The sequence below is a fragment of the Microbispora amethystogenes genome (genome assembly GCF_016863015.1).
Classification (GTDB): Bacteria; Actinomycetota; Actinomycetes; order Streptosporangiales; family Streptosporangiaceae; genus Microbispora; species Microbispora amethystogenes.
Genome location: NZ_BOOB01000036.1, coordinates 169,928 through 184,673, shown reverse-complemented (window position 1 = coordinate 184,673; position 14,746 = coordinate 169,928). Strand labels below are relative to the sequence as shown.

The 14,746-nt window shown below is 71.9% G+C and carries 12 protein-coding genes; 6 read left to right on the top strand and 6 right to left on the bottom strand.

Going from position 1 to position 14,746, the window contains the following annotated elements:
* Together Mam01_RS23075 and Mam01_RS23070 are read left to right on the top strand one after the other, a co-directional pair.
* Positions 1-3,523, top strand: a 3,523-nt coding sequence (locus tag Mam01_RS23075; RefSeq protein ID WP_204287290.1) for an RHS repeat domain-containing protein, incomplete at its 5' end; no start/stop codon positions are given.
* 78 nt (positions 3,524-3,601) lie between these two features.
* Entirely contained in the window at positions 3,602-3,940 is a 339-nt protein-coding gene (locus Mam01_RS23070) for a hypothetical protein (protein WP_204287289.1), read from the top strand.
* Between the two features lie 64 nt (positions 3,941-4,004).
* Here Mam01_RS23070 and Mam01_RS23065 read toward each other — a convergent pair whose 3' ends face one another.
* From Mam01_RS23065 to Mam01_RS23055, 3 genes are read right to left on the bottom strand one after another with little or no spacing between them, the layout of a single operon-like run.
* Positions 4,005-4,250: a hypothetical protein gene (locus tag Mam01_RS23065; protein ID WP_204287288.1), complete on the bottom strand. Its 246-nt coding sequence runs from the start codon at positions 4,248-4,250 to the stop codon at positions 4,005-4,007.
* A 33-nt stretch (positions 4,251-4,283) separates the two neighbouring features.
* Positions 4,284-5,438, bottom strand: coding sequence for a radical SAM protein (locus Mam01_RS23060; RefSeq protein WP_204287287.1), 1,155 nt, complete (start codon positions 5,436-5,438; stop codon positions 4,284-4,286).
* A complete protein-coding gene (locus tag Mam01_RS23055; protein ID WP_204287286.1) occupies positions 5,425-5,994 on the bottom strand; it encodes a hypothetical protein in 570 nt (189 codons plus the stop codon). The genes Mam01_RS23060 and Mam01_RS23055 overlap by 14 nt, the downstream gene beginning before the upstream one ends.
* Positions 5,995-6,361: 367 nt before the next feature.
* Between Mam01_RS23055 and Mam01_RS23050 the strand changes: the two genes are divergently transcribed.
* The 3 genes from Mam01_RS23050 (at position 6,362) to Mam01_RS23040 (ending at position 8,566) form a co-directional block, all read left to right on the top strand.
* Positions 6,362-6,805 (top strand): GNAT family N-acetyltransferase, encoded by a 444-nt coding sequence (locus Mam01_RS23050; RefSeq protein WP_150931574.1) that lies wholly within the window; start codon positions 6,362-6,364, stop codon positions 6,803-6,805.
* A 107-nt stretch (positions 6,806-6,912) separates the two neighbouring features.
* Positions 6,913-7,284, top strand: coding sequence for a YciI family protein (locus Mam01_RS23045; protein ID WP_204287285.1), 372 nt, complete (start codon positions 6,913-6,915; stop codon positions 7,282-7,284).
* Positions 7,285-7,315: 31 nt separating this feature from the next.
* A complete protein-coding gene (locus Mam01_RS23040; protein ID WP_204287284.1) occupies positions 7,316-8,566 on the top strand; it encodes an RNA polymerase sigma factor in 1,251 nt (416 codons plus the stop codon).
* Between the two features lie 40 nt (positions 8,567-8,606).
* On the opposite strand, the gene Mam01_RS23035 is transcribed toward Mam01_RS23040, so the two are convergent.
* From Mam01_RS23035 to Mam01_RS23025, 3 genes are read right to left on the bottom strand one after another with little or no spacing between them, the layout of a single operon-like run.
* Positions 8,607-11,117 (bottom strand): hypothetical protein, encoded by a 2,511-nt coding sequence (locus tag Mam01_RS23035; RefSeq protein ID WP_204287283.1) that lies wholly within the window; start codon positions 11,115-11,117, stop codon positions 8,607-8,609.
* Positions 11,118-11,154: 37 nt separating this feature from the next.
* Positions 11,155-12,108: a carbohydrate kinase family protein gene (locus tag Mam01_RS23030; protein WP_204287282.1), complete on the bottom strand. Its 954-nt coding sequence runs from the start codon at positions 12,106-12,108 to the stop codon at positions 11,155-11,157.
* Positions 12,105-13,007, bottom strand: coding sequence for a pseudouridine-5'-phosphate glycosidase (locus Mam01_RS23025; RefSeq protein ID WP_204287281.1), 903 nt, complete (start codon positions 13,005-13,007; stop codon positions 12,105-12,107). The genes Mam01_RS23030 and Mam01_RS23025 overlap by 4 nt, the downstream gene beginning before the upstream one ends.
* Positions 13,008-13,127: 120 nt before the next feature.
* On the opposite strand from Mam01_RS23025, the gene Mam01_RS23020 reads away from it, so the two are divergent.
* Entirely contained in the window at positions 13,128-14,699 is a 1,572-nt protein-coding gene (locus tag Mam01_RS23020) for a phytoene desaturase family protein (RefSeq protein WP_204287280.1), read from the top strand.
* Positions 14,700-14,746: the final 47 nt, after the last annotated feature.

The following is a 14,746-nucleotide window of genomic DNA, read 5'->3' as shown; positions in this document are numbered from 1 at the left end:
TGTGCTGTTCACCGGCACCGACGGCTCGATCGAGACCTACACGGTGCAGCCGGACGGCACGTACAAGGGCATCTCGGACGCATCTGATGGCTCCACGGTGACCAAGGACTCGGCCACCCAGTTCACCCACACCGACTCGGTGGGCACCACGACCGTCTTCACCGCCTCCGGCGGCGCATGGACGGTCAGCTCGATCGACGAGGCGGGCGCCGAGAACACCACCACCTACACCTACGACGCCTCCGGACGGGTCAGCCGGATGCTCGCCCCCGTCGCCGCTGGGGTCACCTGCACCACCCTGGTCGCGGGCTGCAAGACAGTGGACGTCACCTACGCCGCGAGCACGACGGCGAGCGGTGTGTCGAGCGGCTGGGGTGACTACACCGGCCTGGTCAAGTCCATCTCCTACACCGCCTACGACCCCGCGACGTCGGCGATGAAGACCACCACCCTCGCCACCTACGCCTACGACTCGACCGGCCACCTGCGCACGGTGACGGACCCGCGCGCCAACCTGACACTGACCTACTACTACAACGCCGCCGGCCGGGTCTCGCAGATCACCCCACCGGGGCTCAATCCCTGGCGGATCGGCTACGACACCTCTGGCCGTCTGGCGGATGTCCAGCGCGAGGCGGGCGCCATCGACATCGTCGAGGCGGTCTCCTACGGGGTGCCGATCAACTCGCCCGTCGACGTCACCGGCGCCACCGCCGCGACCTGGTCGCAGACCACCGACCTGCCCCGCACCGGTACGGCGGTCTTCCCGGCCTGGCGTGTGCCGCCGCAGGCCGGCGACGGCTCCTACACACCGGCGGCGGCGGACTACCCGTACGCGTCGCTGACGTACATGGACGTCAACGGCCGCGCCGTGAACACGGCCACGTATGGCGCGGGAGCCTGGCAGATCTCGGCGACACGCTATGACGACGACGGCAACACCGTCTGGGACCTGAGCGCCGGCAACCGGGCCGAGGCCCTGGCGCCCTCGTCGTCGACGGACGCCTACGTGGTGGGCCGCTCCAGTTCGGCGGAGCGAGCCGACCTGCTGGCGAACGTCACGGCGTACAACGATGACGGGGACGTCCTCACCAGCGACGGCCCCGCGCACCAGGTGATGCTCGCGGGCGGCACGTTGGCGTCCGCCCGCCGGCACACCGAGTACACCTACGACGAGGGCAAGCCCGACCCTGACACCGACTACCACCTCGTGACCACGACGACGGTGAAACCGCTGGTCGTCAATGGCGCGGGAACAGTCGCGGCGGCCGACACCCACACCGAGAAGACGGGCTACGACCCGATCGTCTCCGGCGACCCCTCCGGCTGGGATCTCTTCCAGCCGACCAGCCAGAAGATCGCCTACCCCGGCGGGACCGACATCGTCCGGAAGGTGCGGTACGACGACGCCGGCCGCGAGATCGAGCGGCGCATGCCGTCCTCGTCCGGCTCCGACGCGGGCACGACAACGACGACCTACTACACGGCGGCAGCAAACTCCTCGATCCCGTCATGTGGTGGCAAGCCGCAGTGGGCCGGGCTCGTGTGCCGCACCGCTCCGGCGGCCAATCCCTCCAGCGGCGGGACGCTGCCGGTGACCACTGTTACCTACGGGTATTGGGGCCAGACCGCCCAGACCGTCGAGACGTCCGGGTCGGCGACCAGGACCTCGACGATCACGGTCGACGCCGCAGGCCGCACGAGCCAGACCAGCCTCACCGAGACCGGCGCCGGCAGCACGGCGCTGCCGGACCGCACCTACACCTACGACAACGCGACCGGTCTGCTGACCGGGGTCACCGCGGGCGGGGTCTCGGTCACGACCGCGTACGACGCGCTCGGCCGGGCCTACTCGGCCGGCGACGCCGACGGCAACACCGCCGTCACGACGTACGACGTGACGGGCCGGGTCGCCACGGTGAACGACGGCAAGGGCACCTACACCTACACCTACGACGGCACCGACGCCGCCGGAAAGGCCGAACGGCGCGGCCTGCCCACCGGTATCGCGGTCTCCACCATCGGCTCCTTCACCGCGGCCTACGACGCGGCGGGCCACCTGGTCAAGCAGGTGTACCCGAACGGGCTGACCGCCACCGGAGGCTGGGACGACACCGGGAAGCAGACCGCGCTCACCTACGGCAAGTCGGGCGTGAACTGGCTGGCGTTCACCGCCATCCCCAACGCCGACGGCCGGACGGCGGAGACGACCGGGCCGAACGGCAGCCTGCAGCGCTACACCTACGACACCGCCGGGCGTCTCACCCAAGTCGCCGACACCTACGACCTGTCGTGCGAGACCCGTACCTACGGGTTCGACGTGGACACCAACCGCACCTCTCAGGCGAGCTACCCCGCGGCCGACGACGGGTCGTGCTCGACCTCGGCAACGCCGACGACCGCAACTCACACCTTCGACTCGGCCGACCGGATCACCGATTCGGGGTACTCCTATGACGCCTTCGGCCGTACGACCGCCGTCCCAGCCTCGTCCACGGCCAACGGCGCGGCGGTCACGGCCGGCTACTACGCGGGCGACATGGTCAGGACCCTCACCCAGGCGTCCACGACCAAGACCTTCACCCTCGACCCGCTCGGCCGCATCCGCCAGACCACATCCTCGGCCGGCACCCAGACCAACCACTACTCGGCCAGCGGCGATTCTCCGGCCTGGATCAGCGAGGCGAACGGCAGCTGGACCCGGAACGTCACCGCGTTCACTGGGCTTGAGGCCACGCAGACCAGCGGCGGCACCCTTACGCTGCAGCTCACCAACCTGCATGGCGACGTGGTCGCGACCTGCGCCGACAGCAGCAGCGCAACAGGGGTGGACAGCTATGCGGAACAGACCGAATACGGCCTGGACCGTACCGTCAACACCAACGACCGCTACGAATGGCTGGGAGGCGCCCGGCGAGCGAGCGACGCCGTCGCCGACATCGTCCTTATGGGCGTCCGCCTCTACAACCCCGCCACCGGCCGATTCCTCCAGGTGGACCCCGTCGTCGGTGGAAACGGCAACGACTACGAGTACTGCTTCGGCGATCCGCTGAACTGCAGGGACCTCGACGGCAAGTTCTCCTACTCCTTCACCTTCCAGCTGATGGAGAAGCCGGGGAAGCCAAAGGGTGCGCTCAACTGGATGCGTTATAACATCAGGAAGGTGTTTCCCTTCCAGGGGTGCGGCTCCACTCTGTACCTGGGAGAAGTCTGCAAACTCCAGATTCCTCTATGGGGCACGGCGCCCGTCAAGATCGTCCAGCTCACCTCGACGTCATGGACATTCGAGGCGCTGAAGGGACACTTCGACCCCACGGGCTCGAAGATCACATTCTCCTTCGGGCAGTACAAGGGCCACTTGACCTTCACCGTTCACGCACGCGGGCCCAACTCAGGCCTGGTGCAGGGCAATGTTTTCGGCCGATGGCTGTCCAAGCAGAAAGCGAAGAGTGCGTGGCTGCAGTTCGCGCGCAACATCGAGGATCGGATGCCGGCGTATCCTGAGGGATACGTCTTCACATGATCGCTCTATCATGAGTGGCTGACCTGATCCGTGCCCGCCGACACGGACGGCACGCCCGGGTGCTCGTCCATCTCCCGGATGGACGAGCACCTTCGGCGTCGCGTCGCCCGGCTCGGTCCCATGTCGAAAATCGTCCACAGGGAGAACGGTATGACGGCTGGCACCTCGGAGAAGGTCGTCGCGGTGCTCCTGAGAGTGCTCTGCGCACTCGGAATTCATCTCGTCTTCTCGTTGCTCTTCTTCGCCGTCGCGCCGGGTCCGGCTGTCGTCATCGTAGTGATCTGGATATTTCCGGCTCTCTATGCTCTGGCGGTCGTAGTCATCTGTGCCGTCCGCAGGCGCCTCAACTCATCGATCGCCTGGATTTTGTGGCCGGCGTTCTGGTTATGTCTCAACATGGCCATCACGCAGTGGTGAGCGAAAGGCGTCACTGAGCCCTGCCGCGTAAGAGTCCCCGTCACCCGGTACGGCCGCAGCGAGCTCATGCGCTGGTCTCCACCGACATCACAGCCTCGGTGGCCGCGCTGGTCGAGCGGTACGCCGCCCGATGGTCCATCGAAGCCGTGATCTTGGAGGCGAAGCAGATTTTCGGCGTCGGCCAGGCCCGCACCCGTCCCGTACCGCCCGTGCCGCGCAGCGGACCGTGCCGTTCGGCCTGGCCGCCCAGACCTTGACCATCTGCTGGTACACCCGCCATGGCAGGCACGAGCATGACCTGGTCGCCCACCGCCACCAGCCCTGGTACACCGGCCTGCCCGGGTCAGCTGTCGGCGATTTCCGCCTCTGTGGTGGCGCTCGCCTCCGGCGGCGTGAGGGAAGCCGGGTGGGTGGGATCGTTGGTTGTGCCGAAGAGCTCGGACAGGCGGGACGGGACGTAGCGGTCCTTCAGCCAGGCCGCCTGGACGACGGCGGGGATCTCCTCCTCGTAGCCGTCCACGATGGCCGCGCGCACTTTAGGGTCCTTGTAGAGGCGCAGGCACGCCTGGCAGCGGTGCCCGTACATGCCCTCCCAGGCGATCTCCGGATCGCGGTCCGACGCCCAGGCGAGGATCGCCTCCGGCCCCGCCGCCCGCAGCCACAGCTTCAGCAGGTCGTCCTCGGCCTCGTCGATGGCGGTGCGCAGGGTGTGCTCGCCCGCGACCTCGCCGACGTTCAGCTCCGGCACCAGGCGCATCGCCAGCCCGCAGCACGCGGCCACGCGGCCGTTGGGCTGCACGGTGTACGTCTGGAGGACGCTGTCGCAGCCGGCGAGTTTCGGCAGATCCTCCCGGCGGGAGGCGACGCCGTCGGGATACCGCTCGACCTTGAAGGGCTTGACCGGCATCCACGGGCTCTCGGACGGCCGCACGAGCGCGCGGGCCTCGGGCTCCAGCTCCTGGATGGCGGGCTCGGCCAGGAGCCGCGCGGCGGTGACCTCGCGTTCCTGGCGGAGTTCGACCATCACATGGGCGGTCAGGCCCCGGCGAGCGGTGGCGGCGGCAGCCTGGGCCACCCGCGGCAACGGGACGAAGCGAGCATGCTCGTCCCCGGTGCTGAAGTTGATCTCGTCGAGGCCGGCGTCGAGCAGCCGGTCGAGGGCGGTCTCCGCCGCCTCCGGGGTCAGCGCCCAGTGGGCGTTGGTGACGAGGCGGGTCCGCAGGCCGTGCCCGGAGGCGCGGCCGATGCACGTGAGCAGGTCGTCCCAGCGAAGCGTCGCCTCGCCTCCGGTGAAGACGACGTTGAGGAAGCCGAGTTCGGCCGCCTCGTCGATCGCGCGCAGGGCGTCGGCGGCCGGCAGGTGGTCACGGTTGCGCGGACTGCTCAGCGTGCTGCACTGGGAGCATTCCGCCGTGCAGGCGAAAGTGAGCATCATCGACAGGGTGCGGCCCTGGTGGAACAGGCCGTGCCCCGCCGGAGCCGCGCTAGAGCTCGCCACCGGCGGACAGTTCCTGCGCCCGGAAGACCAGTTGCCGGCTTATTCGCTGGAATTGCTCGGGCGAGACGATCAGGTCGTCGATGTCGTCGTGTCCGGAGACTTTGTAGATGAACCAGTTTCCGATGGCGATGGACTCCGCCTTGACGATGATGGTCTCCACCAAGGGATCTTCGAGGCGGACCCCGCTGTCCAGCATGGTCAGCAGGCCGCGCATCAGCGCCGGGTCGCCCGTACGGGCGAGGGCCTCCGAGAAGTCCCGCAGCACTTCCTCCCGGCTCCGCTCGCCGTGCTCCCGGTCGTAGGCCTCCGCCCACGAGCGGAACTCCTCGTTGCCGAGAGCGGCGAAGACGAACCGGTTGACCGCGGCGGCCTGGGAGCGGTCGAGCCGCAGCCCCGTGACCTCCAGTCCCAGCACCTCGACGGGCGACTGCATGAACGCCCGCTGCAGATCCTCGTCGCCGTCCAGCTCGGAGAACAGGGTGTGGAGGCGCTGGGTCAGGCGGCGGTTCTTCAGGAGAAGTAATCGATCTTTGTCGAGCGCGATGGGATCTGGCATTTCACAGGCTCTCAGACGTGAGGTCTACGACAGGGAGAAATATGCCTGGGCCCCGATAATTCCGTACCGCTGCTATCTTCCGGATGCTATGTCCCGGCCCGGCGGCCGTCAAGGAAGCTGCAAATTTGGGCATTTCTTCCCTTTGATGGTGTTGTGTTTCGTGCGAGGCGGTTGATCGAATTCGGCAACCGGAAAGCGTGCCGGTCCGCCGGCTGTCACCGGCCCGCCGGCGAGGGGGTGGTGAGGCCGGAGACCGGTCGCCCATGGGAGACTGCGACCATGTCGTACGAGCGGGACCGTACGGCCGTGCCGGCGTCGCGGGCCCCGGATTGGACGTATGTGCCCTCGTACTCCTAGAGTCCCTTTCATGACGTCTGGTGATCTCCAGCTCCGTAAAGCCGAGAAATCCGACGCGGACGAGATCTTCGCACTCGCCCGCGAGTTCGCGGTGACGTTCCGGCCCGAGCGCGCGCCGTTCGACGCGGCGCTGCCGCAACTGCTGGAGAACGAGGACGCCTTTCTCATCGTCGCCACCGTGGACGGGACCGTACGCGGCTACCTGCTGGGTTTCACCCACATCACGCTCTTCGCCAACGGCAGGGTCGCCTGGGTGGAGGAGGCGATGATCGAGAGCGGTTACCGCCGTCACGGCATCGGGCGCAGGCTGCTGGAGGAGTTCGAGACGTGGGCGCGCTCGCGGCAGGCGGGGTACGTCGCGCTGGCGACCCGGCGGGCCGCCGAGTTCTACGGCGCCCTCGGCTACGAGATCTCGGCGACCTACTATCGGAAGATGCTCAGGCCGAAGGCCTGACCTCCGCCCCCGCGAAATTTCTCCGGGACCGTGTCGATCCGCGCGCCGCTCGTTCGACGTACGGGTGCGAGGGCCGAGAGGCGGCCCCGCCGGACGAGGAGAGCGCGATGGCGAAGTACATGCTGATCATGCGGGGCACTGACGAGTCGAACGTGGCCATGATGGCCGACATCGACGAGGCGATGGCCGCGACCCGCCGGTTCATCGAGGAGATGGTCAAGGCCGGCGTTCTCCTCGCGGCCGAAGGGCTGGACGATCCGCGCCGGGGCGTCGTGGTCGACTTCGGCGGGGAGGCCCCGGTGGTCACGGACGGGCCGTACGGCGAGACCAAGGAACTGTTCGGGGGCTACTTCCTGGTCGACGTCGCCTCGAAGGAGGAGGCGGTCGAGTGGGCCACGCGGGTCCCGGCGGCCCGCGGCTCCAAGATCGAGGTCCGCCGGGTGGCCGGGAGCGACGAGGTCCCGCAGGCCGGCGAGTGATCAAGAGGCCCGAGAACCGGGGCCGGGTCTGATGGGCACGGCCGGCGTCGAGGCCGTCTGGCGGATCGAGTCGGCGCGGATCGTCGCCGCGCTGACCCGGTTCACCGGTGATTTCGGGCTGGCCGAGGACGCGGCCCAGGAGGCGGTGGCCGAGGCGCTGGTGTCGTGGCCGCTCGCCCCTCCGGCGAATCCGGCCGGCTGGCTGATGGCCACGGCCCGGCGGCGGGCGATCGACGCGATCCGCCGCCGGACCGCCCTCCAGGACCGGTACGCCCTGCTGGCGGCCGACGCGGCGGCCGCCTCGGCGGTCGGCTCGGCGATCGGTTCGGCCTTGGACGAGGAGATCGACCCCGACAGGATCGACGACGACGTCCTGGCGCTGATGTTCGTCAGCTGCCACCCGGTGCTCTCACCCGAGGCCCGGGTGGCGCTGACCCTGCGCGTGGTCGCGGGCCTGTCCAGCGAGGAGATCGCCCGCGCGTTCCTCGTCTCCGTGCCGACCGTCCAGGCCCGAATCACCCGGGGCAAGAAGACGATCGCGGCCGCCGGGGTGCCGTTCGAGCTGCCGGCGGCCGGTGAACGCCGGGAGCGGCTGGGCGGCGTGCTCAGCGTGCTTTACGTGATCTTCACCGAGGGGTCGACGGCCACGTCGGGCGACCGGCTGCTGCGCCCCGACGTCGCGTACGAGGCGATCCGCCTGGCCCGTACGCTGGCCGCGCTGCTGCCGGACGAGCCGGAGGCGCACGGCCTGCTCGCGTTGTTCGAGCTGACGGCCGCGCGCTTCCCGGCCCGGACCGGCCCGGACGGTTCGCCGGTCCTGCTGGAGGACCAGGACCGGCGACTGTGGGACGTCTCGGCGATCCGCCGTGGGCTGGCCGCGCTGGCCAGGGCGTCGGCCCGCGGCCTCGGCCCCTACGGCCTGCAGGCCGCGATCGCCGCCGTCCACGCGTCGGCGCCCTCGGTCGAGGAGACCGACTGGGACCGGATCGTGGTGCTCTACGAGGCGCTCGGCCGGGTCGCGCCCTCCCCGGTGGTCGAGCTCAACCGGGCCGTCGCCGTGGCTATGGCCTCGAGTCCGGCGCAGGCCCTGGCCATCGTGGACGAGCTGATCGCCGCGAACCGGCTCCCCGGTTCGCATCTGGTTCCGACCGTACGCGGTGAGCTGCTGGCCCGGCTCGGACGGCGGCCGGAGGCGCGCGCCGAGCTGGAGCTGGCGGCCCGGCTGTGCGCCAACCAGCGCGAACGCTCGGTGCTGCTGCGCAAGGCGGCCGCGCTGAGCTGACTTCTCCGCCGGCCTCCCCGGCTCGTCCGGCCGGGGGTGGTCAGACGGCCGAGGTGAGCTGGGCGTCGAGCCGGTAGCCGTCCACCGTCACGTAGACCGAGTCGCCCGGCCGGGCGTTCAGCCGCATGAGCACCGGCTGGAGCGAGTCGAACACCGGCTGCCGGTCACGCCACACCAGGACGACGGCGTTGTTGCCCGGGCCGGTGACCGACAGCAGCGTCCCCGGACGCATGCCCAGCTGGGCGGCGTACCCTTCGGGGACCGCCACCGGCTCGCCGCGCAGGTGACCGCTGGTGACGTCGATGCGCTGCCAGCGGCGCGGGTCGGAGGCCGGGCCCGAGGTCGGACGCGGGTTCGGCACCAGGTGCGGCAGGGGCACGCCCCCGCCCCGGGTGCCGCTCGCCAGAGCGTTCAGCGCGGCCAGCGCCGTCGCGGCGTCGGGCCCGTTGCCGGCCTGGGAGGGGACCGGAATCCCGCCGCGGCCGTGGTGGTGGCCGTTCGCCCCCGGCGTGCGGCGCGGCAGCGGCGCGGGCTTGGCCGCCGGCCCGCGCCGAGTCGGCAGCGCGCCCGCTTCGGACGGCGCGGCCGCCTGCGGCAACGAGTCGAGCCACGCCTTCGCCGAGTGGGCGCGGATGCCGAGCTGGCCGAGCAGCTCCACGACATCGGCGTCCGCGGGCTTGTTCGCCAGGAGGTGGCGGGTCCTGTCGCGCAGCCCGGCCAGGTCGCCGAGCACGAGCCAGCCATCCTGCAGGCGGCGGTCGGGCATCAGCGTGACCAGCACCCGCCACAGCGGGGTGCCGAGGGCCGGGACCTCGACCGGGTGGGACGGGTCGGCCGCGATGAGCTGCTCCTGGGTGGCCGCCGTGCCGAGCCACTCGGTCAGCCCGAACAGGTGCCCGGTGAGTGGCGCGGTGTCGGGGGAGCGCAGCCACAGCAGCACCCGCTCCTCGGCCGTGCGCTGCGCCTGGGAGAGCAGTTCGCGGTCGACGCCGAGGGTGTGCGCGAGCGCGCGCAGGCTCACCGGCTCGGCGGCGAACAGCCGCTCGGCGGCCACGGCGCGGGCGAGCGGGTCCCAGTCGCGGAACAGCCCCTCGACGACCCCGACCATCGGGTGCGCGGACAGGTCGGCCGGCTGCCGCTCCGGCGCCGCCGGAGCCTCCGGCCGCGCCTCTGTACGGGACTGTGCAGTGGACTGTGCCGTCGGCTGGGCCCCGGGCTGGGCCGGAGACTGTTGGGCCGGGGATTGGGGGAGCGCGGTGGCGGGCTGCCGGGCGAAGGGCTGGGTGGCCGGCCTGACCTGCTCACCGAGGGGCGCACCCGCCGGAGGCGGGCTCGCGGGCTGTACGGCCGCCTGCTCCGCCTGGCCGGGAGGCATCGCGCCCGGCCGCGCGAAGGGCTGCGAAGGGGCCCCGTTGACCTGCGGGGGCGGCTGGGAGCCGTGTCCCTGAGAACCGTGTCCCTGAGCGGTCGCGGGGAAGGGCTGCGAGGTCGCGCCCGGAGCGGGGAAGGGCTGCGATGCGGGAGCGCCCGGGACGGCGGGGAAGGGCTGGGAGGGCGCTCCGTCGGCCTGCGGGGGCACCTGGGAGGCGGGAGCGACGGGTCCCTGCTGACTGGCGGGTCCCTGTGTGGTGGGTCCCTGCTGACCGGTTGGTCCTTGGGCGACGGCGGGGAAGGGCTGCGAGGACGCGCCCGGGGTGGCCGGGAAACCCTGTGCGGCCGCGGCGGGCTGCTGGGGGAACGGCTGCGCCGTGGTTCCGCGTGCCGGGGTTCCCTGGCCCGGGCTTCCCTGGGTCGGGGCCACCGGTGCCGGGGTTCCGTGCGGCGGGGTCCCCTGGGGGACCTGCGGGAACGGCGCGGAGACGGGACCGGCGGCGGGCTGGGCCGTGGGGGCACCCGGGCCCGCCTGCGTACCCGGAGCGCCCGCTGTACCCGGAGAGCCCTGCGTACCAAAAGCACCTGATGCGCCCGGCATGGCGAGAGCGCCCGGAGCACCCGATGCGGCCGGAGCGCCCGGCGTACGCGTGCCCGGAGCGGCCTGTGCGGCCGGAACCGCCGGCGCCCCCGTGGCGGCCTGTGCGCCCGGGACCGCCTGGGTGGCCGGAGCGGAGGCCTGCTCGCCGGCCGGCCCCTCCAGGTGCCCGAACACCTCTCGGAAGATCGTCGTGAGGAGGGCCTCCGGCGAGGCCGAGGCGCTGGGGGTCCGCAGGTCGACGGGCGTCATGCGGCGGAGCCGGTACCACCCGCCCAGGTGGGTGACCACCGTACGGACCGGTTCGGGCCACCCGGCCATGGCCGGGTCCACAGTGTGGACCTGGAGCGCGGGGAGCAGGTCGGTGAGAGGCAGATGGTCCCAGCGGCCGACGGCCAGCCGGGCGAGCCGTTCGCAGAGCCAGTCAACTCCGGTCGCCCGCACCGCGTGGCCGATGGTGACGGATGCCCACCACCCGCCCGGCAGGCGCGGGTCGGCCAGCATCTCGGCCACCTGCTGAGGACGGCTCCAGCGCAGGGCCGGGACCAGGTCGCTCAGGCAGATCGTTGACTCGGCGTCCATCGGTATGACCGCACCCTCCCGAGAGTGACGCATGTTGCTAATGGTGCAGCTTACGCCGCAAACCAGCAATTGGTGTCAATAGGGTAAAGTTCCCAGACTTCGGACGGCCGCCCACCTGCGCGACCGCCATCGCCCCCGCCTCGCACCCCGTTCGCAGCGCCTCCTCGGGGGTGCCGCCCGCCAGCGTGGCGGCCAGGAACCCCGCCGCGAAGGCGTCTCCGGCACCCGTCGAGTCGATCACCGCCGCCGGGGGAGCGGGCGCCCTGGCGACTATACGGCCCCCACGGGCCAGCAGCGCGCCGTCGGCCCCGAGCTTGACGACCGCGGTGCCGTAGCGGGCGCTCAGGACCTGCCCGGCCGTGTCCGGATCGGACGCCCCCGAGAGCAGCAGCGCCTCCTCCTGGTTGGGGATCACGATGGACGCCGGCGCGGTCTCGCGGAGGAAACGTTCACGGCCGAACTCCCGCAGCGGCCCGCAGGAGGCCGGGTCGACGCTGACCGGGACACCCCGCCCGGCCGCCTCGCGCATGGCCAGCCGGGCCAGCTCCAGCCCCGGCCCGGCGAACATCGTGTACGCCGACAGGTGCAGGTGGCCGACCCCGTCGAGGAGGCCGGGCGCCCAGTCGTCCACGCCGATGTGGCCGCTCGCGCCCCGGTTGGTGAGCATGGACCGCTCCCCGCTCGCGTCGACCATCGCGATGACGACGGCCGACGGACGCTCGGGGTCGATCCGCAGGTGCGGCCGCACACCTGCCTTCGTCAGCTCGGCCGCGTGCCAGTCGCCGGTGTCGTACCCGGCCCGCGCCAGCAGGCGGGTGTCGGCGCCGAGGCGGGCGGCCCAGGAGGCGGTGTTCGCCCCCGAGCCGCCCGGACGCAGCGCGATGTCGGCGGGCGTGTCGGTGCCGGTGGCCGGCGGCCCGTCGTGCAGCGCGACAACGTCCGTGACCACGTCGCCGATCACCAGCAGGCCGGTCGCCGGCGGAGCGCTCACCCGGCCGCCCAGGCGGCGGCGATCCGCCCGGCGAGGGCGGTGTTCCCGCGTACGGCCGCGAGGTTGGCCTCCAGCGACGCCCCGTCCGTGCCCTCGACCAGGTACTCCAGCAGGAAGGGGGTGATGGCCTGCCCGGTGACGCCGCGCTCCTCGGCGGCGCGCAGGCCCTCGGCGAGCACCCGGTCGTGGAGGTCCGGGTCGAGCTGGAGGTCGGCGGGCACCGGGTTGGCCACGATGAGCGCGGTCTCCAGCCCGCCGAGGGCGTCCTGGGCCCGCATGATCCCGGCGGCCTCTTGGGGAGTCTCGACGCGCCAGTCGACCGGCTCGCCCGAGCTGTGCAGGTAGAAGCCGGGGAACTCGTCCGTGCGGTAGCCGACCACGCTGACCTGCTTCGTCTCCAGCCGCTGCAGGGTCGCGGGCACGTCGAGGATCGACTTCACCCCGGCACACACGACCGTGATCCTGGTCCGGCCCAGGGTGTCGATGTCGGCCGACTCGTCCTGCACCGTCGTCCAGCCGCGGTGCACGCCGCCGAGGCCTCCGGTGGCGAAGACCCGCACGCCCGCCCGGGCCGCGAGGAACGACGTGCCGGAGACGGTCGTGGCGCCGCTGAGGCCGAGCGCGGCGGCCGGGGCGAGGTCGCGGTAGCCGAGCTTGCGCAGGCCCGGCTCGGTCGCGATGCGGTCCAGCCCGTCCTTGTCGAGGCCCACCCGGGGGACGCCGTCGAGCACCGCGACCGTCGCGGGCACCGCGCCCGCCTCCCGGACGATCTCCTCCAGTTCGAGGGCGACCTGGAGGTTCCGGGGCTGGGGAAGCCCGTGGGAGATGATCGTGGACTCCAGGGCGACGACCGGCCGGCCGGCGGCCAGCGCCTCGGCGACCTCTTCGGAAACGCGCATGGTGCTCCTGTTCGTGTTGGCGGAAAATTGTCCGGCTTCGTCATATTCTGCCCGGGTCCAGAGGGCAATCTTGCGATACCTTTCGGGCACCGCGCCTCGTACGACCCGGGAGAACGCTCCATGCCACGTTCGCACTACGACGTCGTCATCGCCGGTGCCGGGCACAACGGTCTCGTGGCCGCCGCCTACCTCGCCGGGGCCGGACGCCGGGTGCTGGTCCTGGAACGGCTCGGCCACGTGGGCGGTCTCGCCGTGTCGGCGCGGGCGTTCCCCGGCGTGGACGCGCGGCTGTCGCGCTACTCCTACCTGGTCAGCCTGCTGCCGACGAAGATCGTCAAAGAGCTGGGGCTCCGGCTCGACCTGCGCCGCCGCCGCTTCTCCTCCTACACCCCGGCCGGTGGCACCGGGCTGCTCGTGGACAACGAGGACGCCGCCCGCACCGCCGCCTCCTTCGAGGCCGTCACCGGCGGACGGCGCGACCTCGACGCCTGGGAGCGGTTCTACGCGATGACCGCCCACGTCGCCCGGCGGGTCGCGCCCACGCTGCTCGACCCCCTGCCCGGTCGTACGGACCTGCGCGGGATCGTGGGCGACGACGAGGCGTGGCGCGACCTGTTCGAACGGCCCATCGGGCAGGTCGTGGACGAGCGGTTCGCCGACGACACGGTGCGCGGGGTGGTCCTCACCGACGCGCTGATCGGCACCTTCGCCGACCCCGCCGCCGACCTGCTGGCCAACCGGTGCTTCCTCTACCACGTCATCGGCGACGGCACGGGCGACTGGAACGTCCCGGTCGGCGGCATGGGCGCGGTGACCGCCGAGCTCGCCGACGTCGCGCGGCGGCGCGGCGCCGAGATCCGTACGGGGGCCGAGGTGCTGGCCGTCGACCCCGCCACGGGAGAGGTCACGTTCCGGGAGGTGCCCGACGGCGCCGAACACGTGGTGACCGGCGGGAAGGTGCTCGCGAACCTGCCGCCCGCCGTGCTCGCGCGGCTGCTCGGGGAGACGCCCGAGACACCCGAGGGCGCCCAGCTGAAGATCAACATGGTGCTGTCGCGGCTGCCCCGGCTGCGCGACCCCGCCGTGACGCCGGCCGAGGCGTTCAGCGGCACGTTCCACATCAACGAGAGCCGCGACCAGCTCGCCGCGGCGTACGCGCAGGCGGCCGCGGGGCGGGTGCCGGACCTGCCGCCCGCGGAGGTCTACTGCCACTCGCTCACCGACCCCTCGATCCTCGGGCCGGAGCTGCGCGCGGCGGGGGCGCAGACGATGACGCTGTTCGGCCTGCACATGCCCGCCCGGCTGTTCACCGACCCGGCCGCCAAGCGGGAGGCGCTGGACCGCACCCTCGCCTCGATCGACTCCGTGCTCGCCGAGCCCATCGGCGACTGCCTGCTGCGCGCCCCCTCCGGAGAGCCGTGCCTGGAGGTCAAGACGCCGCTCGACCTGGAACGGGACGCGGGCCTGCCCGGCGGGCACATCTTCCACCGCGACCTTTCCTGGCCGTACGGCGAGGAGGACGGTGAGGGGGACGGCCCGGGCGGTCACGGCGCGGGCGGTCACGGCCGGTGGGGCGTCGAGACGGCGCACGAGCGGGTGCTGCTGTGCGGCGCGGGCGCGCGGCGCGGCGGCGGCGTGAGCGGCATCCCGGGCCACAACGCCGCGATGGCCGTCCTGACCTCGGCGGGTTGACGCGGTCCGGCTTCGGGTCGCCGGGCGGGTGCGACTCAGTGGGACAA